General features: G+C 27.0%; 24 protein-coding genes, 11 tRNA genes, 1 rRNA gene and 1 pseudogene. 8 read left to right on the top strand and 29 right to left on the bottom strand.

Annotated elements, in window-relative coordinates:
- Positions 1–326 precede the first annotated feature (326 nt).
- From prfB to EXT02_RS01150, 15 genes and pseudogenes are all read right to left on the bottom strand, one after another.
- Entirely contained in the window at positions 327–1,439 is a 1,113-nt protein-coding gene (gene prfB / locus EXT02_RS01225; RefSeq protein WP_130427591.1) for a peptide chain release factor 2, read from the bottom strand.
- A 3-nt stretch (positions 1,440–1,442) separates the two neighbouring features.
- Positions 1,443–3,950, bottom strand: a complete 2,508-nt coding sequence (gene secA / locus EXT02_RS01220; protein ID WP_130427589.1) for a preprotein translocase subunit SecA — start codon at positions 3,948–3,950, stop codon at positions 1,443–1,445.
- A gap of 598 nt (positions 3,951–4,548) precedes the next feature.
- Complete coding sequence (locus EXT02_RS01215; protein ID WP_130427587.1) at positions 4,549–5,058, bottom strand: NUDIX hydrolase; 510 nt, start codon at positions 5,056–5,058, stop codon at positions 4,549–4,551.
- 718 nt (positions 5,059–5,776) lie between these two features.
- Complete coding sequence (locus EXT02_RS01210; RefSeq protein WP_130427585.1) at positions 5,777–6,427, bottom strand: hypothetical protein; 651 nt, start codon at positions 6,425–6,427, stop codon at positions 5,777–5,779.
- Between the two features lie 378 nt (positions 6,428–6,805).
- Positions 6,806–7,306: a hypothetical protein gene (locus tag EXT02_RS01205; protein ID WP_130427583.1), complete on the bottom strand. Its 501-nt coding sequence runs from the start codon at positions 7,304–7,306 to the stop codon at positions 6,806–6,808.
- 367 nt (positions 7,307–7,673) lie between these two features.
- Positions 7,674–8,852, bottom strand: a complete 1,179-nt coding sequence (locus tag EXT02_RS01200) for a hypothetical protein (protein ID WP_130427581.1) — start codon at positions 8,850–8,852, stop codon at positions 7,674–7,676.
- Positions 8,853–8,975: 123 nt separating this feature from the next.
- The gene (locus tag EXT02_RS01195; RefSeq protein ID WP_130427579.1) at positions 8,976–9,401 is read right to left on the bottom strand and encodes a hypothetical protein; all 426 of its coding nucleotides are present in this window, start codon (positions 9,399–9,401) and stop codon (positions 8,976–8,978) included.
- A gap of 297 nt (positions 9,402–9,698) precedes the next feature.
- Complete coding sequence (locus EXT02_RS01190) at positions 9,699–9,881, bottom strand: hypothetical protein (RefSeq protein ID WP_130427577.1); 183 nt, start codon at positions 9,879–9,881, stop codon at positions 9,699–9,701.
- 195 nt (positions 9,882–10,076) lie between these two features.
- Positions 10,077–10,526: pseudogene (locus tag EXT02_RS01185) on the bottom strand (ATP-binding protein).
- A 109-nt stretch (positions 10,527–10,635) separates the two neighbouring features.
- The gene (locus tag EXT02_RS01175; protein WP_130427573.1) at positions 10,636–10,917 is read right to left on the bottom strand and encodes a hypothetical protein; all 282 of its coding nucleotides are present in this window, start codon (positions 10,915–10,917) and stop codon (positions 10,636–10,638) included.
- 97 nt (positions 10,918–11,014) lie between these two features.
- Positions 11,015–11,932: a hypothetical protein gene (locus EXT02_RS01170; RefSeq protein WP_130427571.1), complete on the bottom strand. Its 918-nt coding sequence runs from the start codon at positions 11,930–11,932 to the stop codon at positions 11,015–11,017.
- A gap of 162 nt (positions 11,933–12,094) precedes the next feature.
- Positions 12,095–12,376 carry a hypothetical protein gene (locus tag EXT02_RS01165; protein WP_130427569.1) on the bottom strand — a complete coding sequence of 94 codons (282 nt, stop codon included), beginning with the start codon at positions 12,374–12,376 and terminating at the stop codon, positions 12,095–12,097.
- An 80-nt stretch (positions 12,377–12,456) separates the two neighbouring features.
- The gene (locus tag EXT02_RS01160) at positions 12,457–12,816 is read right to left on the bottom strand and encodes a hypothetical protein (RefSeq protein ID WP_165383241.1); all 360 of its coding nucleotides are present in this window, start codon (positions 12,814–12,816) and stop codon (positions 12,457–12,459) included.
- 303 nt (positions 12,817–13,119) lie between these two features.
- Complete coding sequence (locus EXT02_RS01155; protein WP_130427565.1) at positions 13,120–13,422, bottom strand: hypothetical protein; 303 nt, start codon at positions 13,420–13,422, stop codon at positions 13,120–13,122.
- Positions 13,423–13,568: 146 nt separating this feature from the next.
- Positions 13,569–13,778, bottom strand: coding sequence for a hypothetical protein (locus EXT02_RS01150; RefSeq protein WP_130427563.1), 210 nt, complete (start codon positions 13,776–13,778; stop codon positions 13,569–13,571).
- A gap of 741 nt (positions 13,779–14,519) precedes the next feature.
- Between EXT02_RS01150 and EXT02_RS01145 the strand changes: the two genes are divergently transcribed.
- Positions 14,520–15,239: a DUF2963 domain-containing protein gene (locus EXT02_RS01145; protein WP_240682828.1), complete on the top strand. Its 720-nt coding sequence runs from the start codon at positions 14,520–14,522 to the stop codon at positions 15,237–15,239.
- 144 nt (positions 15,240–15,383) lie between these two features.
- On the opposite strand, the gene EXT02_RS01140 is transcribed toward EXT02_RS01145, so the two are convergent.
- Together EXT02_RS01140 and EXT02_RS01135 are read right to left on the bottom strand one after the other, a co-directional pair.
- Positions 15,384–15,917, bottom strand: coding sequence for a hypothetical protein (locus tag EXT02_RS01140; RefSeq protein WP_130427561.1), 534 nt, complete (start codon positions 15,915–15,917; stop codon positions 15,384–15,386).
- Positions 15,918–16,781: 864 nt separating this feature from the next.
- Positions 16,782–16,994 (bottom strand): hypothetical protein, encoded by a 213-nt coding sequence (locus EXT02_RS01135; protein WP_011160837.1) that lies wholly within the window; start codon positions 16,992–16,994, stop codon positions 16,782–16,784.
- A gap of 391 nt (positions 16,995–17,385) precedes the next feature.
- Here EXT02_RS01135 and EXT02_RS01130 point away from each other — a divergent pair, with 391 nt between their 5' ends.
- From EXT02_RS01130 to EXT02_RS01100, 7 genes are all read left to right on the top strand, one after another.
- Positions 17,386–17,967, top strand: coding sequence for a hypothetical protein (locus tag EXT02_RS01130; protein ID WP_130427559.1), 582 nt, complete (start codon positions 17,386–17,388; stop codon positions 17,965–17,967).
- 387 nt (positions 17,968–18,354) lie between these two features.
- Complete coding sequence (locus EXT02_RS01125; RefSeq protein WP_130427557.1) at positions 18,355–19,053, top strand: ABC transporter permease subunit; 699 nt, start codon at positions 18,355–18,357, stop codon at positions 19,051–19,053.
- Positions 19,046–19,792 carry an amino acid ABC transporter ATP-binding protein gene (locus EXT02_RS01120; protein ID WP_130427555.1) on the top strand — a complete coding sequence of 249 codons (747 nt, stop codon included), beginning with the start codon at positions 19,046–19,048 and terminating at the stop codon, positions 19,790–19,792. Before EXT02_RS01125 ends, EXT02_RS01120 begins: the two co-directional genes overlap by 8 nt.
- 202 nt (positions 19,793–19,994) lie before the next feature.
- Positions 19,995–20,957 (top strand): transporter substrate-binding domain-containing protein, encoded by a 963-nt coding sequence (locus tag EXT02_RS01115; protein WP_130427553.1) that lies wholly within the window; start codon positions 19,995–19,997, stop codon positions 20,955–20,957.
- A gap of 2 nt (positions 20,958–20,959) precedes the next feature.
- Positions 20,960–21,694 (top strand): ABC transporter permease subunit, encoded by a 735-nt coding sequence (locus EXT02_RS01110; RefSeq protein ID WP_130427551.1) that lies wholly within the window; start codon positions 20,960–20,962, stop codon positions 21,692–21,694.
- A gap of 226 nt (positions 21,695–21,920) precedes the next feature.
- Entirely contained in the window at positions 21,921–22,220 is a 300-nt protein-coding gene (locus EXT02_RS01105; RefSeq protein WP_320409928.1) for a restriction endonuclease subunit S, read from the top strand.
- Positions 22,221–22,369: 149 nt separating this feature from the next.
- Positions 22,370–22,810 carry a hypothetical protein gene (locus tag EXT02_RS01100; protein ID WP_130427547.1) on the top strand — a complete coding sequence of 147 codons (441 nt, stop codon included), beginning with the start codon at positions 22,370–22,372 and terminating at the stop codon, positions 22,808–22,810.
- Between the two features lie 218 nt (positions 22,811–23,028).
- Here EXT02_RS01100 and EXT02_RS01095 read toward each other — a convergent pair.
- The 12 genes from EXT02_RS01095 to rrf form a co-directional block, all read right to left on the bottom strand.
- Positions 23,029–23,104 (bottom strand) — tRNA-Phe (locus EXT02_RS01095).
- 2 nt (positions 23,105–23,106) lie between these two features.
- Positions 23,107–23,182: transfer RNA gene (locus EXT02_RS01090), tRNA-Asp, on the bottom strand.
- Positions 23,183–23,187: 5 nt separating this feature from the next.
- Positions 23,188–23,264, bottom strand: a tRNA-Met gene (locus EXT02_RS01085).
- A gap of 17 nt (positions 23,265–23,281) precedes the next feature.
- Positions 23,282–23,372, bottom strand: a tRNA-Ser gene (locus tag EXT02_RS01080).
- 8 nt (positions 23,373–23,380) lie between these two features.
- A tRNA-Ile gene (locus tag EXT02_RS01075) sits at positions 23,381–23,457 on the bottom strand.
- A gap of 1 nt (position 23,458) precedes the next feature.
- Positions 23,459–23,535: transfer RNA gene (locus EXT02_RS01070), tRNA-Met, on the bottom strand.
- 38 nt (positions 23,536–23,573) lie between these two features.
- Positions 23,574–23,649, bottom strand: a tRNA-Ala gene (locus EXT02_RS01065).
- Positions 23,650–23,653: 4 nt separating this feature from the next.
- Positions 23,654–23,739, bottom strand: a tRNA-Leu gene (locus EXT02_RS01060).
- A 67-nt stretch (positions 23,740–23,806) separates the two neighbouring features.
- Positions 23,807–23,882, bottom strand: a tRNA-Lys gene (locus EXT02_RS01055).
- A 7-nt stretch (positions 23,883–23,889) separates the two neighbouring features.
- A tRNA-Thr gene (locus EXT02_RS01050) sits at positions 23,890–23,965 on the bottom strand.
- A gap of 52 nt (positions 23,966–24,017) precedes the next feature.
- Positions 24,018–24,093 (bottom strand) — tRNA-Val (locus tag EXT02_RS01045).
- A 25-nt stretch (positions 24,094–24,118) separates the two neighbouring features.
- Positions 24,119–24,227 (bottom strand): 5S ribosomal RNA (gene rrf, locus EXT02_RS01040).

The raw sequence follows: 24,227 nt of genomic DNA, 5'->3' as shown, positions 1-24,227 counted from the left end.
AAAATGTTTTTTGATGAATTCTTAAAAAATAAAATCTTTTGAAGATTTTAATTAAGTTGAAAGACATTTCAGTACATTAAAAAATGTTTAAAATCAACAACAATAAATAATAAAGGGAGTGATTTTAATGAAAAATAGTGTGCTTTGTTGTTTTCAAAAAATAAAATATTAAAATTGTTCTAAGACAAGACAAAAAGAAAACCCAAAACAAATACTTTGGGAAATTATTTATTCTTTGAAATGCCTTTTTATCTTGGCTTTTCCTATAATTATTTTTTTATATTGGTTATTTATTAAAAAAATAATTAACTTTGTATTTTTATTTTTTATTCATGAGGAGAACTAATAGGTATTTTGGTTAAATATCCATTGATAAATGCGTCGATATTTCCATCCATTACTTGTTCTAATTGAAAAATTTCTTGATTAGTGCGGTGATCTTTAACCATTTTGTAAGGATGAAAAACATAGCTTCTAATTTGAGAACCCCAACCATTTTCTTTTTGGTCGCTTTGAAATTTTTTAGCATTTTCTTCTTTTTGTTGTTTTGATGCTAATTGAAATAACTTGGTTTTTAGCATTTGCAAAGCTTTTTCTTTGTTTTTGATCTGACTACGTTCATTTTGACAACCCACTACTAATCCTGTTGGCAAATGAGTTATTCTTACTGCTGAATCAGTAGTATTTACGTGTTGCCCGCCTGCACCACTACTTCTAAAAACATCGATTTTAAGATCTTCTGTTTTTAAATTAATTTTGATTTCTTCATTAATTTCTGGCAAAACATCGCAAGCTACAAAAGAAGTATGTCTTTTGGAATTAGCATCAAAAGGAGAAATTCTTACCAAACGATGAACTCCTTTTTCAGCTTTTAGATAACCATAAGCATAAGTTCCTTTAATTAATAAGGTAGCTGATTTGATTCCTGCTCCTTCACCTGGTTGATAATCAAGAATTTCGGTTTTAAAATTCTTTTTTTGAGCATATTTTTGATACATACGGAAAAGCATTTCGCACCAATCTTGCGATTCAGTACCTCCTGCTCCTGGATGTAATAATAAAATAGCATTGTTAATATCATAAGGTTGATTCAAAAAAAATTTAATTTTGAAATCAAAAACGGCTTTAGTAAGGTTTTTTAATTCTTCTTCTAATAAAGCAGAAGTTTCATTTGGGCTTTCATTTAAATTAAATAAAGTTTCTAGATCCAAATAATTTTGTTCTAAAGTTTCTAAAGTAGTTTTTTTGTCTTGCAAGTCGTTGAATTGTTGGCTTATTATAACAGCTTTTTGGGGGTCTTGCCAAAAATCTTCTTTTTGCATGGCGCAATTTAATTTTTCAATTGTTTGATTGGTTTTTTTAAAATCAAGGGCTTGTTTTAAATCTTGAAGGTTTTGATGCAAGTTTTGTAAAATTTGATTAATTTCGTATTTTTCCACAAATTAATTCCAAGGTTTTTTAGAATTTCTTACTTTTCTAGTTCTTCTTTTTTTAGAAGATTCATCATCGCTTGAATCATTATTTAAAAAAACTTTTTGTTTGGGAGGCATTTGAAAACTATCTGCGAAAGAAAACTTTAAAATAGTAGCAGTAATGTCGTTTGCAATTTTTGCAATCATGTTATTGAATAAAACTTGTCCTTCTTTTTGATATTCAATAAAAGAATCTTGTTGTCCGTAACTTACAAATCCAATTCCTTGTCTTAAAGAACTCATGTCATTGATGTGGCGTTGGTAGTAATTATCAATTATTTTTAATGTAATCCATTTAAGACCTTTTGCAAAATATTGAGCTTTATCAGGGTCTTTTTCAAAAAAATCTTTTTGAGATTGTAAAGTGGATTTTACTTTTTTCAATAAATGTTGTTGAAAAGAATCAAGGGAGTTTGTTTTAGGGTTGTTGCATAATTCTTGTACTTCTTCTAAATCAAAGGTTTGTTTAGGGAAAAATTTATTTTCTAAAAAAGTAATTAAAGTTTGGGTTTGACATTGGGTAGGGTTGTTAGTAAAATGTGACAAAATAGCTTTATTAAGGGTCTTTTGCATTAAATCTTGAACGATTTGTTCTACTCTATTGCTAACTAGAATTTCTTTTCTTTGGTTATAGATAATTTCTCTTTGAATACGTAAAATATCATCATATTTTAAGAGGTATTTACGATAGTCAAAATTGGAAGATTCTACTTTTTTTTGTATTTTGGTAAAAAATTTAGTCACCATTTTAGATGAAGTTTTAGTTTCGGAATCGCTTATTTTTTGGAGCAAAGAAATAATTTTTTCTATTCTAGTGCCACCAAATCTTTGGGCAAGTTCATCTTCGCTAGAAATAAAAAAACGTGAATAACCAGGGTCGCCTTGACGTCCAGCACGTCCTCTTAATTGGTTATCAATTCTTCGTGATTCGTGTCTTTCAGTACCTAAAACAGCAAGTCCGCCTAATTCTTTAACCCCTTCGCCTAAACGAATATCAGTTCCACGTCCTGCCATATTAGTAGCAATAGTAACTGCATTTTTAAGTCCTGCCTTAGCAATGATGTCTGCTTCTTTAGAGTGGTTTTTGGCATTTAGAATTTCGTGTTTAATGGAATGTTTTTTTAATTTTTTAGAAATAATTTCAGAAACTTCTACTGTAGTTGTACCAATTAAAATGGGTTGTCTTTTTTTGTGGCGAGAAGTTATTTCTTCAATTAAAGCGTCGTATTTTTCTTTTAAAGAAACAAAAATAAAATCGGGCTCGTCAATTCTTATCATAGGAACATTGGTAGGAATTTCGATAACTTCCATGTTATAAATGTCTCTAAATTCATCTTCTTCGGTTTTGGCAGTTCCTGTCATCCCTGATAATTTGTGATAAAGACGGAAAAAATTTTGATAAGTAATAGTAGCTCCAATGGAAGTTTCTTCTTTAATTAATACTCCTTCTTTGGCTTCTAATGCTTGGTGAAGACCGTCGCTAAATTGGCGTCCTGGCAAAGCACGTCCAGTAAATTGATCAATAATTAGAACTTGTCCATCTTTGTAATCAACTAAGTAATCTTTGTCTTTGTGCATCGTAAAAGCTGCTTTAAGTGCGTTTTTTACATGGTGGAGCAAAGAGGCGTGTTCTACGTTGTATAAATTATCAATTTGGAAAAAGTTTTCAGCTTTGGTAATTCCTTCTTCGGTAAGTTCAATTGTTTTAGTTTCTAATTCAATAAGATAATGGCTATTTTTAAGGGTGCGAACAAAACGTTGTGCTTCTTTGTATAAATTCTTAGTTTCTTTGACACTTTGGGAAATAATTAAAGGCGTTCTTGCCTCATCAATTAAAATAGAGTCTACTTCATCAACAATAGCATAACTGTAAGGGCGTTTCATTACCAAATTGGAAGCTTCAATTTCCATGTTGTCTCTTAAATAATCAAACCCTAATTCACTGTTAGTAGTGTAGAGAATATCACATAAATAGGCTTGTTGTTTTTGTGCGTGGTCTTTGTCTTTGGTATTAAGTCCTACTGTCATTCCCAAAAAGCGAAAAACATCACCGATGCTACCTTCAAATTCTCTTTTAGCTAGGTATTCATTGACTGTAACAATGTGAACAGGGTTACCACTTAAAGCGTTAAGATAAGCAGGCATGATGGCAGTAAGGGTTTTTCCTTCACCAGTTTTCATCTCAGAAATATTTCCTTGATGCAAAATTACAGCGCCCAAAATTTGAACGTAATAAGGAGTAAGTCCTGTTACTCTTTTGGTAGCTTCTTTCGCAAGAGCATAGGCTTCGGGCAGCAGTTGGTTAAGGGTTTTTCCTTCTTGAAAGAGTTTTTTTAATTCTGCGGTTTTTGTGGCAAAATCTTTGTCATCTAATAAAGCCATTTGGGCTTCTAAATTTTGTACTTTATTAGCTATGGTTCTAGCTTTTCTTAAAGCTTTTTTGGAAGAATTAAATATTTTTTTTAAAAAATTTAACATAATCGTTTTAATCCTTTATATTTTTTAGTTTTTGAATTTGTAATTGCGGGTTGTTGGTTCGTATTTCAATAATTCTTACTTTGGTTCAATATTAAAAAATGAAAATAAAATGAAGTGAGGTGAAAGTGCAACGAAAATAAAATAATGTTAATTTTTATCAAAAACCTGAGTGAAAAAAACAAAAATTAACAATTTTAGGGTGGAAACCAAAGTAATTGGAGGGGGAAAATGAAAATAATTGGGGTGGTATTTTGGGTAGCAAAAGCCCTTATTTGCAATCCCATTATTATTTATTTTAACATATATTTAGTTGTTTGTTGACATCATTTAATTATTTTTTGCTGTTTTTGGCTTTATTTGCGGATTTGGTGGTGGTGAAAAAAAGCAAAAAGCGCGCGAGGAAAAAATGAAAAAAAGACTACCGCCATTAGATAGTCTTTTTTTAGTTAAAACAATTTATTTTGTGGTTTTAAAAATTGCTTTAAAAATTTGAACAATAAATGCGACCTAGAGAATTTTTTAATAATTTGGATTAATAATTATTTCAATTTATAATTATTTTGAATGTAATAATTTGGAATATATTTTAATTTTTTTCTTAGCAAAGACATTTTGCCTGACAAAATTTAGTTTTGTATGTTTGAGGTTGGGTTTGGTTTTTGTGTTTTAAAAAATCTTTTAAAAAGGTTTTGTCAATTTCCATCATAGCATCCATTGGCAAAGAGGCCTCATCAAACCATTTTAGTTCAGCAACTTCATCATCTTGTGGGCTTAATTTTCCTTGTGTTTTAGTTACTACAAAAGACATAACAACTGGATAGACAACATCTCCGTTAGGATAATTGATAACAAAATGTTTTCCACAATAGGTACGAAAGGGATGAATTTCTAAAGCTTTAAGACCTGTTTCTTCTTCTAGTTCTCTTACGCAAACATCAGCTCCAGTTTCTCCTAATTCCATTGCTCCACCATGAAGTCCCCAAACATTAAAATCTTTGCGGAATTGCAATAAATATTTATTATTTTCATAAACAATAACGGAAGCCCCAGGAGAAAATAAAGGGTCTTTCCCAATTTTTTGGCGCAATTTGTTGATATAGTTGCTCATTTAAAAAACCTTTTTCCATTCTTTCTTTTTTAATTTATTTTTTTAATTTTAGCTTTTTTAATTTTAATATTGTTAATATTTTCAAAAAGTTATTTTTGAATTAAGAAATAAATATTTTTGGTAAAATTAGTAAAAAGTGTAGATAGCATAGATAGCAAATAAATGAAAATGCAAATAATAAGTTTTTTGTAAAAAATATTTCAAATTATTATTTGATTTATTATAAATAGTTGTTTAATTGATGGCTAAAATTTTGCTAATATTTTTCCTCCTAATATTTTTTTGGATAACTTTTATTTCTGTATTTGTTGGATGGCACAATTTATGGCTTTAATTTTTTTATTTTTTAAAGCAAACTTTACAAATGAAAGTAAACTTTAAAATTAAAAGCTTAGTGAAATAGGGCTTTAACAACCAAAATAAAAAATGACAAAACTAAAAAAAATTATACTTACTATTTTATTTTAGCATTTTTTTTAATATTATGTTATTTTTTGCTAACTTTTTTTTATTTTTTTGTTATTTTGTAATTTGAAAAAGGCAATTTTTAGTAATTTGTTAATTTGAGCTACTAAAAATACTTGATTATTCAAAAATATTGACTTTTATATTAGTTGTAAAAAGTGCAAAAATATTATAATAACTCAAAAAGGAAGCCCTTCAACAAAAGGGCTTTTTTATTTCAAACATTTTATTATTAGAAAATTATAAATCTTATTTATTGTAACTTTTTTAAAGGATATTTTTTAGTAATTTCATCTAAATCTTTTTGAGATAAAGTTTTTTTAATTAATAATTTACGGGCTATTTCATCTAAGGCATCTTTATTATTTTGTAATAAATGTTCTGTTTTTTGTAAAAAGTCATTAAAATCTTTTTGAGGATAAGGAGAGAATTTATTTAAGTTATGTTTAGCACTATTATGGTCATAACCAGAGCCTTTTCCTACTTGTAAACGTTTCATTTGATGGTTTTTGGCTAAAATATTTTCAGCAGCAGTTCCTCCAAAATTAAGGAGTGTTTCTGTTTTGGGATCAGATTTTAAAACTTTGCAAGAAGTATGTCCCAAGGTTCTTTGAGTACGTTTAATTGTAACGTAAGGAACTTGAAAATTTTCAGGATATAAAAGAGCTATAAGAGTATGTCCTGCTTCATGATAACTTGTTATTTCTTCTTCTTCTAATTGTTTTTCTTTTAAAAAATAACCCCATAGATCATATTTCAAAAAGTTTTTAATTTTAGTGTGATTACCAAGATAAATAACAGTTATAAATAAAACATTAATTCCAATTAAACCCCAAAGCCAAATATGGATTAATTGATTTGACAACTTATTATCTAATTTTTGATAATCATTGGTTTTATTCATAACGATAACCTCCCCTCTGATTTAGCCAATCATTTATTTGTCTTCTGACTTGTTCTGTGTGTTCAAAATTTTGAAAAGAATTATTAACCCAATTAAAAGTTTTATTATGTGCTTGAAGTGATTCAAAAGAAAGTGTTACTAATAAATTTAATAATTTAGTTGCATATGTTTGAATTATGTCTTTTAAACCTTGTTTTAGTCTTTCTAGTTGAATGTTTAGTTCGTTGAGATGAATTTCATAAGATGCTAAAATTTGTTCTAGATTAGGATATAATTCAGGATTATTGAAAACTGGAGGAAATTCTTGTCCTTGGGGTTCTAAAATTAAGGGTTCTGGAAATGTTTCTTTTGTTTCTTGTATTTGTTGTATTGCATTTCTTATTTTTTCTTGTTCTTGTTGTTTGGCTTGTTTTTTTGTTGAACTGATGTTTGCTCTGCTGAAATTTCACGTTCCTTGTTGTTTTGTGCTCTTTGATTTTGGTTTATTGATTCTATATTTTGATTATTTAATTGTAAAATATCTTTTTCTGTTTGAGTTTGTTTTTTCACATTAGGAAATAAAGCTTCCAAAAGACTCATAATTTCATCATGTCTACTTTTAAAATTAATATAATGATGTTCTAAGTCATTTTTTAATGTAGTTTGATCTTCTTTACTTTTGGTGGGCTTTCTGAGATAAGTTAGTGTGTAGATTTTGCATAACATTATTAAGCCAAGTGTTTTGGCCTTTAAAAAGATTTTTGTCTTCTTGGGTAATTTGTTCTGTAATTTGGATTTCTTGAAAAAAGTATTAATAGCTTCTTTATAACTTTGATATTCTTCTTCAATTATTCTTTCATTTTCTTTGTTTATTGCATCAAAAATGGGTACTTTTGGCATTTTTACTTGTTCTAAATTTTGAATAAAAGTATTTATATTTGTGTTATGTGCTGTTAATAAACGTAATATAGTTTGAATATAAAATAAGCATTACTGCTTTGTTTAAAATTAGTTTCTGGTTTAGTAATTAATTGATTTTAGTGTAGTTCTTTATCTATTTCTGAGTCTTGCAATTTTTTTAAGAGACTTAAAAATTTATTTTTTGTTAAAGGAGTTGCAAAACCCCATTTAATTCATTATGTGGTTCTAAGTTATTAAATTTGGTTTTCATCTCTTCTGATTCTCGCAAAAGAGCTTGATATTTAATAATTAAGTCTTCTATTTTAGCTTTTAATTCAGCTAAATTTTGATCTACTTCTTGTTTAGTTTAGGCTTGTTGTTCGGTAAATACTTCTCTTTTGGTACAATAATTATTATTAAAAGTATCAAAATCTTTTTTTAAAGAAGTTGTATTAAGATTATCAATTGGAGTTTCTTGGATAAAATTTTTAATCTTGGTAATTTCTGTTTGAACCTTATTTTTGGGCGTTCCTAAAAGTTGTAATGGTTCAGTAACATAAGTATTGATTAATTCATTAATTCCTTGTTGTAATTGTGTTTGTAAGAGATTTTCTTGTTGTAAATAAATTTCATAAGGTTTTCTATCTTTAAAACGATTAGTAATATCTTTTTTTTGGGTTTCTAATTCTTGTAATAAAAAAGTTTGATATTTTTGAATAGTTTCTTTTTGTTCTTGGTATATTTTTTCATAATTAGTATGAAGTTTTTCTAAATCTTTGACTAATTTTTCTTTCATACCATTTTGATTAGGATTATTGGAATCATTAAAAGTTATTGTTTTTAAAAGAGTAGCTTGATCTTCAATAGTACAACGACCTTTTAGAATAAATTTAGCATAAACATCTTTTAATTGAGGTAAATTAGTCTCTATTTGAGTATTGTTTTGCAAAACAACTTCTTGAGTAGCGGGTTGTATTATTTTTTGAAAATAATCAATGAAATTATTTTTGTTGCGTCCATAAAAATCATCTATTAAAGTATCATCTCCATGAGCCAAAAAACGATCAATTTCTGGGTCTATCTCACGAACTTCAAAATTATTTTTAGTTATTTCTAAATTTGGTAGTGTTTCGTGATTAACCGAAGTAAGATAATCATGTGGTTGTTCTTGCAAACGAAGTAGAGAAGAAGTTTTGTGCAATAAATTATTGTGATTGCTTATTTCAGTATAAAACTTTTCTACAATAGAATTGATATATTGTTTTTCCTTTAATTCTAACAAAGTTTTAAAAAAGAGATTCAAAAAATCAATTCTAAATTGCAAATTATAATAATCAGTTTGAAAACTTGAAAGTTGGGTTCGTTTTAGATCATCTTCATCTCTTAAAGAAAGTTTTTCTGTTTGGGAAGTTAGCTCTTGGGAATTGGAGTTTTTTTGGATATTGTATTCTTCCAAAACATATTTAGTTGTTAGAACTGCAATAAGATAATTAAAATATTGGTTTAAGGCACTTTCTAAATCAGATGCTTGATTAGCTCCACTCAAGGATAAAATTTTTTCAAAAATAGGATTTGGTTTAGTTTGTCTTTGATTTCTTTGATTCCAATATTTGGTAAAAGTATCTTTATCATAAAAATAATCATATAATTTTTCGTATTGTTGTCTAGTTTATTTTTCACAAGTTTCTCTTTGTTTGTCTTGTTGTTTTTTGGCTTGTTTATGTCTTTTAAAAACTTCATTTTCTTGGGTTGGTTCTGGTTTATATGGTAATTCTTGTTGTTCGTTTGGTTGGTTTGTAGTTGGTTGGGAGGCTTCGTTTGGTTTGGTAGTTTCGTTTGGTTTGGTAGTTTCGTTTGGATTTGGAAGTTGTCTTTGAGGAGGTTGTTCTAAATTTTGTGGAGTTGGTTGGTTTTGAGGAGTTGGAGGATTTGAAGGATTTAAAGGATTTGGAACTTCATCAGAAAAGACATAACAACTAATACTTATTTTTAAAAAGATTAATGCAAAAAGGAAAGGAAAAAGCCAATACTTATAAAAGATAATATAATTAGTATTTTTAGTAATAGTTTTTTTGGCAATAAGGTAATTATCCATATCAAATTAACCTCCTTTTAAAATATTTTCTTCAAGTTATGTTAGAGTATAAATTATAAATATTATACCATAATAATTGATTTTAAAAGCAATATTTTTTTAATAAATTATTGTTTTTTTGTACGTATTCGTCAATAAGTGGTCATCGTGTTCCTAAATGATTATTTCTTTCTTCGTTATATAAAGAATTATTTATTTTTTCCAATGCCTCTTTAGCTTCTTGGCTTAAATTATTATTGTTTAAATAATCTTGTCTATGACCAAAATATTCACCAAAAGCTTCTTCTAAATCAGAAATTAAATTTCTGAATGTCCATGGAAACCTGCTTTATTAGCAGCATTAGTAATTAAGTTTTCTAATTTTCTTCCTGATAAAAGGTCAAAGAAATGTTTTTTAATACCTTCTAAAACTTCTATATCATATTTAGGTTTGCCATTTTGGTCAGTTGGAGGAAGATATTGGGCGTCTGCTTTTTTCATTTTTTCAAGTCTTTCATTTCCATCAACTACATTATTAACAGGGTCTAAGTTGCCATAAATATTCTATGGCTCCAATTTTTGTGCTACCTCTAACACTTTTTTTAGCAACGGCAGGAATAACATAACCATGTTCTATGGCTTCTGCAAACATTTCTGGATGGTCTAGGTAATAGTTGAAATTATCAGCAATAACTCTTAGATAATCATAAGTATTTGATTAATTTTGTAAAGTTTTACCATAATACGTAAGAATCCAATTCTTCTATCAGGTTCGATGTTTCCGATGTATACAGGTTCTAGACGAGAAACGATGGCAGAATCTATTTTTCCTAAGTGATTAGTTGCAGCCACAAAACAAATTGGTTTGTCAGGATCTGTTTTTACACTATCTAATTCAGCTAAGATTAAAGCGGTTTTTTTAGCATCACCTGGTTCTAAAAAGTCTTTAGAATCTCTGGCTTTAATAGTTTCTTCGGCTTCATCTGCAAAGACAATTGAAGGACTATTTTTTCTTGCTTTGACAAAGATTTTTTCTATTTCTTCCAAAGTGTGAGCGGGAGTAATAATATAGGAATTTGGATGAGATTATTTAGCAAAACATTCAGCTAAAAGAGTTTTACCAGTTCCTGGAGGTCCATAAAAAATAACTCCTCTAGGAAGTTTGGTAGGCTTTCCTTTTTTCCTAAATTATATTTATGTTTAGTTCTTAGGTCAAAACGGTCCCCTATTTCTTTTAATTTTTGAATGGGTTCTTCTAATCCGAAAATACAACTATAAGGTTTAAAATTTTCAAAATTAATTCTGGAGGAGTAAGCACATATAATAAACCAGATAAAGAATCGGAGTTCATAGCAGAAACATTGGATGAATTATTTTGGGATTGGTCGTCGTCTTCATTGGGATTTTTAGGTTTTTTAGGTTTTTTTTCTTTCTTGTCTGGTTTGGGATTTCCTGGAAAATTAGAATCTGGAAAAGGTCCGTTTATAAATTGATTTTCATGATCATTTTTAGTATGATTTAAAACCAAAGCAAGCACTAAAGAAAAAAGGTTACTAAAGTTAGAATAATTAAACTTAAAGTAAGATATTTGTTTTTTATTTGCATTTATTTATACCTTTCTTAATTTAGGATTTCTAATAAATTCTATTTTGAAATATTGCAGGAAGTTTATCTGTTCTTATGTCGTTTGCGTATGTAAAAAGAGATTTGACTTTTGTATCAATGTTTGTGTTTAACTCTTGCAAATTTTTTTCTAATTCAGAAACTTTAGGGGAAAGAGTTAGTTGATTGATTTTGGTTTTAGTATTAAGATATAGATCTAAAATATTTGCAAAAGCTCTTAGATACCCTCTTCCTTGTTGTAATTGTTCATAGCTATATTTAGGTTGTCCTGTTAATACATATTTTCCTTTCGTGCCATCCACTTCTGCTTTGTCTTCCAAATCCTTTTTAGCGTTGTCTCTGAATTTACAACATTTTTGAAATTTGTCTACTAATCCAATAATACCTTTAAGTGTGGTTTTTGCTGAATTTGCAGAAAGAGTATTAAGATTTGGGATATTTTCGTATTCTTTTTCAAATTGTTTTCTAGCACTTTCAAAAATATAAGTTGTAACTTGGTCTAGATGATTTTGTAAATTAACTTCTTGAAGCCATTCAAGATTTTTTTCTAATCCTGTTAAGCAATCGTTGTTATTAAAATTCCAATTAGCAGTCTTTTTAACTTGTTCTAATTGTTTTTTAAATTCATTACAAAAATTAGTTACTTCACCTTGAACTTCCTCTAAAGGATTGGGATTTGGAAATGGAGTTTGGTATAAAAATTGGTTTTTAAATTCATCTAAAAGTTTTTCTTTTTGTTCATTTGATAATTGAGTTTCGTTTGGTTCTGCTTTTTGTAATTTAGCTAAATCATTTTCTAATTTATTAATTTTATTATTAGATTGATAACATGCAAATACTAAAACAACAGTTATTAATACCAAAGCAACAACTGCTACTTTTTGCCAATGTTCTTTAAACAAATTTACTTGATTATTTTGTGTTAACATGGTTTTTTTCTTTTCTATTTATTTTATATCTTTTATATCTTTATATTTGTATTTCAAATGTATATTGTCCTTGTGAAGAAATAGTTCTTAAAAGCTCTATAAATTTTTCATAGGGTTTTTTGTCTTTTTCTTGGGGTGTGTTAGGTTCTAAACAATATTGATCTAAATTAAGATATTGACAATTAGGATTGAATTTTTTATAGTATCCCAATTATTTAATTCAGGTTCAGATTCAGATTTATTTTTATTAAAAAATTGATTTTTTTTAAAAGTTTGTATAAATGCAGGTTCGGGTTTAGATTCGTCTTCTTGAAATTCTTCATCCATAAAGATTTGTTTGAATTTATTTATAAATGCATTTTGTTCTTGTGGATTTCTAATTGGTGTTAAATAACGGTCATTTGCTCTGTCTTGCAACAATTTATCGAGTTTATCGTTTTGCAAGTTTTTACTTTGTAGGTTTAGTTCTTCTTTTTCAAATTGATGTTTAAGTGATTCATCTTTTGAAAGAGAATCAATTATATTTAAAAATCTAACTGTTTTAGAAAATAAATCATCATATTCAAAAGAAGTTTTTTTCCTTTATTTTCTTTTTCAATTCCTTTTAACATTGACATTAAAGAAATAAGATGATGTTGAGTTTGATAAAAAGTATTTTCTAAATATAGAATAGAATTTTGGTCTGCAAAACAATTATTTTTTATTTCTTCTTTTTTATAGTCTAATAAATTTTTTAATTCAAAGTAATATTTACTTATTTTTTTAATAGCTAATAAAAGATATTTAGTTTTAATAAGGGTTACTTGAAATAATAAAGCATCTCTTTCTTTTTTAACCATAGGATAAAAAGTTGTTTTAATTCGCTGTCTATACAATTTTTCCATTGTTGACAAGTTTGACATTTTTTAAAATGGTTTTGGGGTTTTTCGCTATATTGGTATATATCAAAAGATTCAATTTTTTTATTAAATTTATTTAAACATTTTATTTGTGATTCTAATTCTTTTATTTCTTCTATTAAATTTTTGTGTTCTTTCACTAAAGGACTTAAGTTTTCTTGAAGATTTGTAATTTTGAGTTTGAATTGGGGGAAGTTCGTTATTTGTAATATTATTGATTTGAATTTGATTAGATTGAACGGCGCTTTGTATATTTCCAATTCGTTCTTGAATATCACTATTATTCCTTTATTCTAAATTGCTTTCTGAGTAATTTTGTGATGTAGAACTTGGTTCGTTTTGGATTTGATTTCCCAAATTTGTAATTTGTCCTTGCAAAGTAGTATTGTTATTTTTTAAAGTTTCTAAATTGTTTTCTAATTGTGTTTTTTTGCTTTTTGCTTCTAATTCTTGATTTTTCAAAGGAATTATTTGATTATGTAATTCGTCTTTATTATTTACTTTTTGATTCTTTTCTGTTGTTAAATTCTCTATCTTTTCTTTATTTTGAGCTTGTTTATCTTCAATATAATCTTTTCTTTTTCTTTCCAAATAATCAGTTTCTAATTTATTTTTAGTAATTTCATTAAAGTTATTTTTAATTATTTCATTATCTAATTTACTTATTTTTATATTATTTTCTTCTAATAATGTTTCTTCTAAAATATCATTGACTTTATTAATAGTTTGTTCTACATTTAATTTATCATAATCCAGACTAAATGTTTCTGGTGCAACAAAAGGATATGGGGGGGATTATATGTAGTTTCTAAATGGGTTTGAGGTAGTGTTTTTGTTTTTTTAAACCATCCAAAAGGATCAATAATAAGAATAGCTAATAATACAAATAAAAATCCAGATATAATTACAACTAGACATAATAATTGTTTTTGTTTTTGTTGTGTCACTTTTAAAACAACTGCCTTTCTTCTTTATCCTAAATAAGAAATTGTTTTTTATTGTAAAAATGTAAAAATAATAAATTTTTAATATGATGATCAGTTTCCAAAAGATAAACAATTTAAAATGTTTAAAAACTTATAAAGCTCAATTTAGCTATTTTTGCAGCATTTGGAAAAACTTAGATATTATGCAAGCCAGTTTGTAAATTAATATAGTGAAATTATTACTTTTACATAAAAAAATCCTTTCTTTTATTTTTGTTGTATATTAAGTATTGATAACTTAACAATTTGCAAATATTAATTATAATTATAAAATTAATTATAAATATACTTATATCTATTAATTTATAAATATACAATTACAAATAATATTTTTAATCTAATTTTTAACAAATAACAAATAAGAAAAAAAACAAATTGTTAATTAACTATATTTTAACATCAAAAAAAACAACAAATATGCTTATTTATTTTAAATATTTGTATTTTTCCATCAATTTACAAATAAAAACTGCTAAAATATTAAAATATTGAGTAATTTTAAAAATATTGATGCAAATAACAATATATGTTGTATAATAAGAGTACTTATTTGTAATCTATGATTTGTGCTTTTGGTTTTAAGATTTAAAGATTTAGCAATGATAATTTGGCAATTTAGCAATTTTATAATTTATAATTTTATAAATAAGTTGTAGCATAAATGGGGTTTGATAAGTTATAACAAAAAAGAAAAGTAATTTTATGAAATTTGTAAAAAAAGACACAAAAGACCAAAAAGAAACAACAACTCCAAAAGAACACAAAGACAAACACAAACACAAACAAAAAAAGCATAAATGGCAATTAATTCACATATTGTGCCTTATTTTAATGGTTATTATAATGTTTTTAAGTAGTTTTATTTTATATAACAAAGAACGCAAAGATAAAATATTTACTCAAAAAAAAGAATCAACAAAACTATCAAATCCGATTATCCAAGAAAATAAACCAAATAAAGAAAATAATAATGAAATAGTTAACCAAAATAAATTAATTTCAAACGAAAATAATTTAATTGTTACAAACTCAAACGAAAATACCCAAATGATAAATATATACGATTCAATAACAAACAATTTAATCAAAAAAACTACTTTTTACCCCAATCAAAAAACTATTAATTTCATTGAAAAATACAACCCCCAAACTAAAAAATGCCTCCAAATAAAACACTTTACACAACAAGGAACTTTATTTTGTGTCATATATCTTGATCAAAATACTAAAAAAATAACAAAAATAATTTATTACCAAGACAATAACAAAATAGACAATGAAGCTAAATATAGCCTTCAAACTGGAAAAAAGATTTCTCATACTTACTATCTTAAAAACGGCATTGATATTGATTACATAGATAAATACAACGAAAAAGAAGAAATTTCAGAAAAAATCCATTATATTGTTACAAAATACTAAACTAGTTTTGTTCCTTGAAAAAGCCCCAAAATAAAAAAAGACCAACTTTGAAGTTGGTCTTTATATTATCATAAATATTTAATTTTGGGAAATTTAGTCTTGATTTTAGTAAAAATAATATTTATAATTTTAAAAAACTAATTGTTATTTTGTGTTTGCAAAATTTTGAAAAATAAAATACAATATCAAAACAACAAATAATAAAATAAATATTACAAAGAAAAAAAATAAAAAACTATTGGTTACATTAGAATTATTATTTTGAGAAGTATCAGAATCACCACCAGAAGTATTAGAAGAACCGGAACCACCTGAAGGAGTTAAAGGATTTTGATCTTTTAAAATATTAAATTGAGCATTTAATTGATCTACATGAACTTTTTGATCTTTTAATTTTTTAATTCCACCCAATTGTTCTAAAGCTTCTTGTACTTTTGCATCTAAATTAGATGATTCATCAGAAACACTGCTTTTTGAATCTTGTTCATATATTGCATCATTTAATGTGGATATTGATTTCATATATGAAAAAATATTTGTAATTTTGTCTAAAACATTATCGTACTCTTTAGAAACTTCTCTAAATTTTAATGTTTTTGCTGTCAATATTTCAAATGATGTTAAAATACTATTAACATCTGTATTTAATTTTTGTACCCAAATATATATTTGTTCCAAATAATCAATTACTTGTTGTTGGGCTCCTACTTCTTTTTTTTTAATTAAACCTAAGATATTTATAAAAATGGAATCATTTAAATATTTTTGAATTTCTGTTTGATTATTAACTGCTAATTGATTAATTTCAGTTTTGATTTGAGTAATTATCGCGATAGAAACAAAACGCCTTAATTATTAGCTAATAATTAGGTTTTTTTGAGCCTCGCACAACACCGTACAAGCAAGTTTCCAAGCATACAGCGTTTATATAAAATATATTTCTTCTTTCGCCTTGTATTTGGTTTTCCCAAATTCCTTGGTAAGTCAGTCCACTTATGCATTCCAGCTAAGCTTTGAATTTCTTACGACTACTACGATTCTGCTTTTTCCTTGAGCCTAAACACTTAAGTTTATTTTAGATGCTTTTATACTTTTATCAAATAACTTTCTTTTAGCAAATAACTTTTAGGAAGATAGAAGTTACTCTAATTTCTTACCTTAATAGTTTTAGGAGAGATAACCACGATTAATATACAAAAATAAAAAAATTATGTGGTTGTGGTGGTTTTAGGTTTAGCAATTTTGCTTGCCACTTAAATCAATAAGTGTTAGTAAATTTTATATACGCAAAAAATATATAAACTGCCCTAAAATATAAGGTATCAACTGTTTTTCCTTATAGCTACTGCCCGTTTTTTTCTCTTAGGCTTATTGCAAAGCTTTTCCATGACTATTTTCAACTCGCAAATCCAAACGATAAACAGTTTCTCGTTTTTTTGCTTTTATTTTCTGCTATAATCTATCTTGCTTTCACAAAATAGACCAAAAATATGTTGTACTGCATTACTAATTGCAGTTGTAAGTGGTTAATTTACTAAGAAATTAGGCATCTTTCTCGCCCTTTTGCAATAAATCTTGACATTGTATTTTTATTTGTTCTGTTTGATTCTCTTTAGTTTCAATTAGAGTTATCACGTTTTCAATATCATCATCTTGGTCAGCAAAAATTAAATAATTGTGATTTAAAAATAGCAAAATAGCCCAAAAGCCAGCAAATATTAACAGTTTTGCTTTATGTTTTTTGAGTTTTACCATAATTTATATATCACCTGCTTTCTTTATATGATTTTATTTCCAACTTAACATTGAAATAAAATTTAAAAAATTAAAAAGGCAAATACAAAAATAGAAAATAAATAAATTTTAAAAATCATCTTTGTAGAATCATCAAAAAATGTATTTATTCTCATGATAATTATAACACAAATTAAAGTTAAAAAATGTAATATTATAATAAAATCACTGCATTTTATTCAATTTTAACAAACTAAATCTCGATTAAAAATTAATTAAATATTAAAAGAATAATTAATTCAGGTCATTTTAAAACGGTTTTTTAGATACAAAACATTTAAAGTATGATATAATAAACCTACAGGATGATAGTTACTTTAAGTTTGTATATTTTAATTAGGAGGTTTTATAATTGTTAAAAAAATTAGTTAAAAACAATTATTTAATTTTCTTGATAGTAATTACATTTGTGTTTATTTCATGTTTCTTATCAGCATTTATTCCAAGTGCTTTTGCAGATGACAAAAAAGATCCAAAAGAAAAAACAACTCCTGTATCTGAATCACCACAATCACAAGGACCAAAATTAGAGGTAGTAAATTATGATTTATTTCAAAGCGTTCAAGATTCTTTAAATACAAAAACATCATTATCATGTTCTTACGTGGCTTACAAAACAAAATTATATTTAAAAATCAAAAATCCTAAATCTCAATCTGAAGTTGGAACACTTATAGAGTTTCTATATTCTAGCGTTCTAGGAGTTGATTATTGGGAAGATGTAGAAGTAGAAAGTTTTGATGCATGCACATATGATGATAATAATACAAAAGCAAGTTTAATAAGTATATTAACAACGATTTTTAAAGAAGCTAAAATACTTTTAGCCAATGTAGATGAATCTTGTCTTCCTTTAGTAGAACAATTAAGTGATAAACTTTTTGCAAGTTGGATACAAGATGCAATAAAGAATCTTTGGCCAACTACAACTTAATAAAAAAATATTAAAATTATAAATTAAATTATTGAAAACAACCATTTACGGCATTCCCGTAAATGGTTTTTATTTTATCAATTTCATTTCACAAAAATATCAAAAAACAATAATTATGTAAAAAAACACCATAACCAAACAAATAATGTGTTATAATAAAGACATTAAAACTTAAATGAAATATTTTTTCTTTTGAAAAACATTAATAAATTCAATAACTATTAAATTAACTAATTCACAAAGTGAATTTTAAAAAATATTATGAAATTTATTATCTTACATCAAAACCAAAGAAAATAACAAATAATTTAAGTAAAATTGTATAAAATTATATCAAAAAAATACAATTAAATATACAAAAAAAGGAAGAAACTGTGGAACGATCCTATGAAAAACTGCTATAATTTATTTATAAATAATCTACCCTCATATTGGAATGTAATTTGTAATACTATAAGCCTTGCTTTTTTAGGAACATTAGGGGCTTTTTTGTTATCTTTATGGCTCCTTTATATCAAAGGAATCAGAAAAAAGAAACGGATAAGATTTTATGAGAGATATTTTTACAAAACAATAGATATTATCTTATATTTTTATATCTTTTTTGTTAAAAGTGTCCCTATGATGTTACAAGCAATGCTTGTTTTTTATGGACTTAGAAGAACTGGTTATTTTGAATGGTTAGAACCTTTTCAAGTCGCACTATTTATCCTTATTTTTAATTCTTGCGCTATGTTAGCAGAATTTATGATTAAAAATATGTCCTTTTTTGACCCTGGTCAAATTGAGGCATCCCTAGCTTTAGGAATGACTCGCAAGCAAGCTTTTAAACGCGTTATATGTCCTCAAGTAATCCATCAATCTTTACTACGAATTATCAATGAATTTATTCTAAATATCAAAGATATTTCTGTTTTTTATGTAATTACAGTTGTAGATATTTTTACTTTTAGCAAAAACAATTATAGAACATCAAATAATTTTGGTTTTTTAATCAACGCATCTTTAATATATATAATTTTAATTTTCATCTCTTCTTATCTTTTAAAAAAATTAGAAACCAAATTAGGTAATAAAAATGCATAATATCATCGAAATTACAAATCTCCAAAAAAAATATGGAACTAAAGTTGTTTTAAAAGACATTAATTTAAAAATCAAACAAAACGAAATTATTACTTTAATAGGGCCTTCAGGAGCTGGTAAATCCTCTCTTTTAAGATGTCTTAATTTATTGGAAGAACCTGATTTTGGCACTATTTTATTTGAAGGCACAAATATCTTAAATCCAAAATATAATGTGTATAATTTAAGAAAAAAAATTGGCATGGTTTTTCAACATTTCAATTTATTTGCCCACAAAAATGTCTTGAATAATTGCACTTTGGCACTCATAGAAGTGTTTAAAAAAAGCAAAGAAGAAGCACAAACAATAGCACGCGAAAAAATACAAAAAGTAGGACTCTTAGATGTAGCATCTCAAAGCATTCAAACACTTTCAGGAGGACAAAAACAACGGGTTGCAATTGCAAGAGCCTTATGTATGAATCCAGAAATAATTTTATTTGATGAACCTACCGCTTCTTTGGATCCACAATTAACTAAAGAAGTTCTTGATATTATGACTAATTTAACTCATGAAAAAATAACTATTATTTTAGTAACTCATGAAATTGCATTTGCTCAAAAAATTTCTGATAGAATTGTTTTTATGGCAGATGGCATAATTTTAGAAGAAGGAACTCCACAACAAATCCTTAACAACCCTCAAAGTGATAAATTAAAAACTTTTCTCAAAGATGCTTCTTTTAATAAATACAAATGATTCAAAAATAATAAATTTAAAATAGGCAAGCCAAAAAGAAAAACTATAATCAAAAAAAATATTAAATAAGGCATTTTAATAAAAACGAGTAAATAACAAAAGTGATAATTTTATAATTGACTAAATAAATATTATAAGTATAATTTTTTTAATTACAAAAACTTTTATTAATAAAAAATATAATCCCAAAAGAGGTAATAAAATGAAACAGAATAAAAATTTAATTATTAGTTTATTTGTTGGTGCTTTTGTAATTTTAGGCATAATAGGAGGAATTGTATGGCGGCAACTAACAAAAGATAAAACAACTACTCAAACCACCCCAACCGAAGAAATTGCATTAAATGGCGATTTAGTAGTAGGAATGGAACTGGAATACGCTCCTTTAGAATGGGTTACTATGGGAAACAACGAACAATACAAAGAACAAATACACCCTATTCAAGGAAAAAAAAATGGATTTGCTTGTGGTTATAATGTAGCAATTGCTAAAAAATTAGCTAAAAAGTTAAGTAAAAAATTAATTATTAAAAAAATAGATTTTGATGGATTATTTAATGCTTTAACAAGTAATGAAGTAGATTTAGTTATTGCAGGACATACCAAAACCCCTGAAAGAGAAGAAACAGTTGCTTTTTCAGAACCTTATCATTTTGGATCAGTTAAAGTTATCTTACACAAAGATTTAGAAGTAAACAATCTTGCAGATTTAAAAGAAAAAAAAATAGCTTACCAAAAAGATTCTGCACACAAAAAAAAAGCAAAAATGATAAGCGATCATCCTCAAGAATTACAAGATTTAAATGCTTTTAATTTAGGATTGCTAGCAAAAACAATTGATGGTTATATTTTAGAATCTGATTTTGCAGAATTATTTATATCAAAAAATCCAAAATTAGCAAAATCAGTTCCAAACATCGATAACCAATTAATGGACAAAATCCAAGAATATTATGACTCAAACCCTCAACTTACAAAAGAAGAATGCCAAACTTTCCAAAACACCAAACAATCACATATAGCAATCAAAAAAGAAAATGAAAAATTAACAAAAGAGGTCAATAAAGCATTAGAAGAACTACATTTTACACAAGATAACCAAACAACTCAAGCATTAAAATTAAAAGCTATTCAATATGCAAAAGATGAAAATGCTAATTTATAATAATGTCAAATATTTTTAATTGGTTTAATTTATTACAAAGATTATTAAAAATATATTATCCATTATATAAAGAAGGCTTTGAAACCACATTTAAAATTGCTTTCTTTGGTACCATAGGAGCTTTTATAGTATCTTTATGTGTGCTTTATATTAAAGGAATCATAACTCTTAATAAACATACAAAAATGAGTTTAAAAAAACAATATTTCTTTAAAATACTTGATAAAAGCATTAATGTTTATATTTTTATTATTAAAAGTATTCCTATGATGTTGCAAGCAATGTTTTTTCATTTCGGACTCAAAGAAACTGGTTATTTTAAATGGTTAACTCCATTGCAATCTGGTTTATTTGTAATTATTTTTAACTCAGCTGCTTATCTTGCTGAAGTTATGATTAAAAATATGGAATTTTTTGACTCTGGACAAATTGAAGCATCATTATCTTTGGGGATGACACAAACACAAACCTTTAAAAAGGTTGTTTGTCCCCAAGTTGTTCGTAAATCTTTATTAAGAATTTCTAATGAATTTATTGTTAATATCAAAGATAGTAGTGTTTTTGGAGTTATTGGCATAAATGAACTTTATAATGCAGGAAGCACAGTAAACGCATCTGTTGCAAGTGCAAATGCAAAAATATTGGCTTTAATAGTGCCTGTCTTTGTTTATTTAGTTTTGGTGTTATTAGTTTCTTTGTTATTGAAAAAAATAGAAAAAATAAGTGATAGAAAATAAAATTATGTGCAAAAACATAATTTTATTTTTCCATTTGTTTATATAATATTAATAGTGAAAGTGTAATTTAAAAAAGTATATAAATATTATTAAATATTTTGCTTTAATAAAACAAAGATAAAAAAGATAAAATATTTAATAATGTAGATATATTTATAAAAAGTTCAATCATAAAAGAGAGGTAAAAAATGTCTTCTAATAAAAAAAATATAAAAAAAATAAATTCATAAAAATTGATTCTGGAGAGAAAAAACCTCCTAAAAGTCCAAATGGTAAATACCCAACAATGGGAGAAAATAAAAAAACATATTCAAAAGGTAAAAGTGAAAGAGCAAATCAAAACGCAGGAACTATAACCATAGGAAGAGATAGCGGATATGTTCATTATCACGAAAAACCTTTTTGGGCATTGAGTAATTGTTTTATTATAAATACAAAAAATATAAAAGATTTAGAATATCAAACTTTATATAAATTATTACAAAAAAATAAAAAAGGCATTAAAAAATTTAAAAAACTTAAATAAAAAAGGTAAAAATATTAAAACCAAAGATTTAGAATTTTTTTTGAACAATATATTAAATGTTTTTTTAAGTAACATTTCTTTGCAAAAATATTTTAAAATTAAAATATTCACGGAGAACATCAAAAACCTGAACCATCTGGCAAATACTTATGGACCCATGGAGGAAAAGGACAAAAAAGGAATATTGTAATAAATATAATACAGGCTCTTATAGCGTAACAATTACAAGAGGAGGAAAACAAAAAAATATTTGTTATCACAATGAACCTATTTTTGCCACTAATAATTTTTTTGTAATGATGTGTAAAACCGAAACTATATGTAAACATTTATATAACTTTCTAATACAAAAGCAAGAAGAAATTAATAATTTTAGTTTTGTCCTGAATGCAAATCCATATTATATGAGAAGTAAAAATGATCTGCTTTTTTATCTACAAGATTTTCCTTCATATTTGGAAAATTTAGAAAAACAAACCAAAGAACCTAAGACTAAAGAAATAATAGAAAAAACAATCAAACAAATAGATAAAATAAAAAATGAACTTTTAGGACATTTGGAACAAATCAAAAATGTATACGAATGTTAATTTTAAGTTGTATTTATAATTTATATTAATAAAAAAACCACCCCAAAAGGTGGTTTTAATTTTATATTCTGTAGTCTCATATGGAAATAATTTTAAAATAGTTATAATATTTAATAAAAGAACAATATAAAAAGATAAAAGTAGCCTTTTTGGGGCTACTCATTTGTTTATTTGGCTTAAGAAAGATATAGTTAAAAAAATAAAATCAGAAAATAATATGGTGGCTCCGGACAGAATCGAACTGTCGACACGAGGCTCTTCAGGCCACTGCTCTACCGACTGAGCTACAGAGCCTATGGCGGTCCGGACGGGACTTGAACCCGCGATCTCCTGCGTGACAGGCAAGCATGTTAACCACTACACCACCGGACCAATTTTGGTTGCGGGGATAGGATTCGAACCTATGACCTTCGGATTATGAGCCCGACGAGCTACCAAACTGCTCTACCCCGCGGTATAATATTTAATTGATGGCGGAGGAAGAGGGATTCGAACCCCCGCGTCCTTTCGGACCTCTCAGTTTTCAAGACTGACCCCTTCAACCGGACTTGGGTATTCCTCCAAAAAAAATGGTGGACCCGGTAGGATTCGAACCTACGACCAACCGGTTATGAGCCGGTAGCTCTGACCAGCTGAGCTACAGGTCCATGGTAGCGGCAGAGGGATTCGAACCCTCGACCTCACGGGTATGAACCGTACACTCTCGCCAGCTGAGCTACACCGCCATCATTTTAAGATTAATATATTAATTTTAATGTTTTTATGGTGGAGCTTAGCGGGATCGAACCGCTGACCTTCTGTGTGCAAGACAGATGCTCTTCCAGCTGAGCTAAAGCCCCAAAATGGTACCTGGAGTCGGACTTGAACCGACACGGCTATAAACCATGGGATTTTAAGTCCCACGTGTCTACCGATTCCACCATCCAGGCAAACATATAAACATTTTTCTTATTTTGTATAAAAATAAAAAAAAGAAAAAGAAAGATTAATAAAAAATGGTATCCCGTGAAGGAGTCGAACCTTCGACACCTTGATTAAAAGTCAAGTGCTCTACCAGCTGAGCTAACGGGACAATAAAGTGGTGCCAAAAACAGGAATCGAACCCGTAACCTACTGATTACAAATCAGTTGCTCTACCTATTGAGCTATTTTGGCAATAAAATTATTGTTTTTCTATAAAAAAAGAATAAAAAAGATAGTAATTGTTTGGTAGAGGATGAGGGACTTGAACCCCCGACATTCTGCTTGTAAGGCAGACGCTCTCCCAACTGAGCTAATCCTCTTTTTTATTCTTTTTTATAAAACAAACCTTGGCACTCCCTATCTTCACTCAATAAAGAACTATTGTCAGTACTAAGGACTTAACTGCTGTGTTCGGGACGGGAACAGGTGTTGCCCCTTAGTTTTATGCACCAAG

This window comes from 'Catharanthus roseus' aster yellows phytoplasma, assembly GCF_004214875.1.
GTDB lineage: Bacteria > Bacillota_I > Bacilli_A > Acholeplasmatales > Acholeplasmataceae > Phytoplasma > Phytoplasma asteris.
The sequence above is the reverse complement of the archived record's forward strand: the minus strand, read 5'-3'. Positions and strand labels throughout refer to the sequence as shown.

What these genes read in the sequence shown, in the direction of transcription:
- EXT02_RS01160 (WP_165383241.1), bottom strand. Translation starts at nt 12,816, where the DNA reads ATGGAAAAATTGTATAGACAGCGAATTAAAACAACTTTTTATCCTATG.
- EXT02_RS01195 (WP_130427579.1), bottom strand. Translation starts at nt 9,401, where the DNA reads ATGGATAATTACCTTATTGCCAAAAAAACTATTACTAAAAATACTAAT.
- EXT02_RS01145 (WP_240682828.1), top strand. Translation starts at nt 14,520, where the DNA reads ATGAAATTTGTAAAAAAAGACACAAAAGACCAAAAAGAAACAACAACT.
- EXT02_RS01115 (WP_130427553.1), top strand. Translation starts at nt 19,995, where the DNA reads ATGAAACAGAATAAAAATTTAATTATTAGTTTATTTGTTGGTGCTTTT.
- EXT02_RS01110 (WP_130427551.1), top strand. Translation starts at nt 20,960, where the DNA reads ATGTCAAATATTTTTAATTGGTTTAATTTATTACAAAGATTATTAAAA.
- EXT02_RS01100 (WP_130427547.1), top strand. Translation starts at nt 22,370, where the DNA reads ATGGACCCATGGAGGAAAAGGACAAAAAAGGAATATTGTAATAAATAT.
- EXT02_RS01215 (WP_130427587.1), bottom strand. Translation starts at nt 5,058, where the DNA reads ATGAGCAACTATATCAACAAATTGCGCCAAAAAATTGGGAAAGACCCT.
- secA (WP_130427589.1), bottom strand. Translation starts at nt 3,950, where the DNA reads ATGTTAAATTTTTTAAAAAAAATATTTAATTCTTCCAAAAAAGCTTTA.
- EXT02_RS01135 (WP_011160837.1), bottom strand. Translation starts at nt 16,994, where the DNA reads ATGGTAAAACTCAAAAAACATAAAGCAAAACTGTTAATATTTGCTGGC.
- EXT02_RS01170 (WP_130427571.1), bottom strand. Translation starts at nt 11,932, where the DNA reads ATGTTAACACAAAATAATCAAGTAAATTTGTTTAAAGAACATTGGCAA.
- EXT02_RS01120 (WP_130427555.1), top strand. Translation starts at nt 19,046, where the DNA reads ATGCATAATATCATCGAAATTACAAATCTCCAAAAAAAATATGGAACT.
- EXT02_RS01125 (WP_130427557.1), top strand. Translation starts at nt 18,355, where the DNA reads ATGAAAAACTGCTATAATTTATTTATAAATAATCTACCCTCATATTGG.
- EXT02_RS01210 (WP_130427585.1), bottom strand. Translation starts at nt 6,427, where the DNA reads ATGAATAAAACCAATGATTATCAAAAATTAGATAATAAGTTGTCAAAT.
- EXT02_RS01190 (WP_130427577.1), bottom strand. Translation starts at nt 9,881, where the DNA reads ATGAAAAAAGCAGACGCCCAATATCTTCCTCCAACTGACCAAAATGGC.
- EXT02_RS01205 (WP_130427583.1), bottom strand. Translation starts at nt 7,306, where the DNA reads ATGCCAAAAGTACCCATTTTTGATGCAATAAACAAAGAAAATGAAAGA.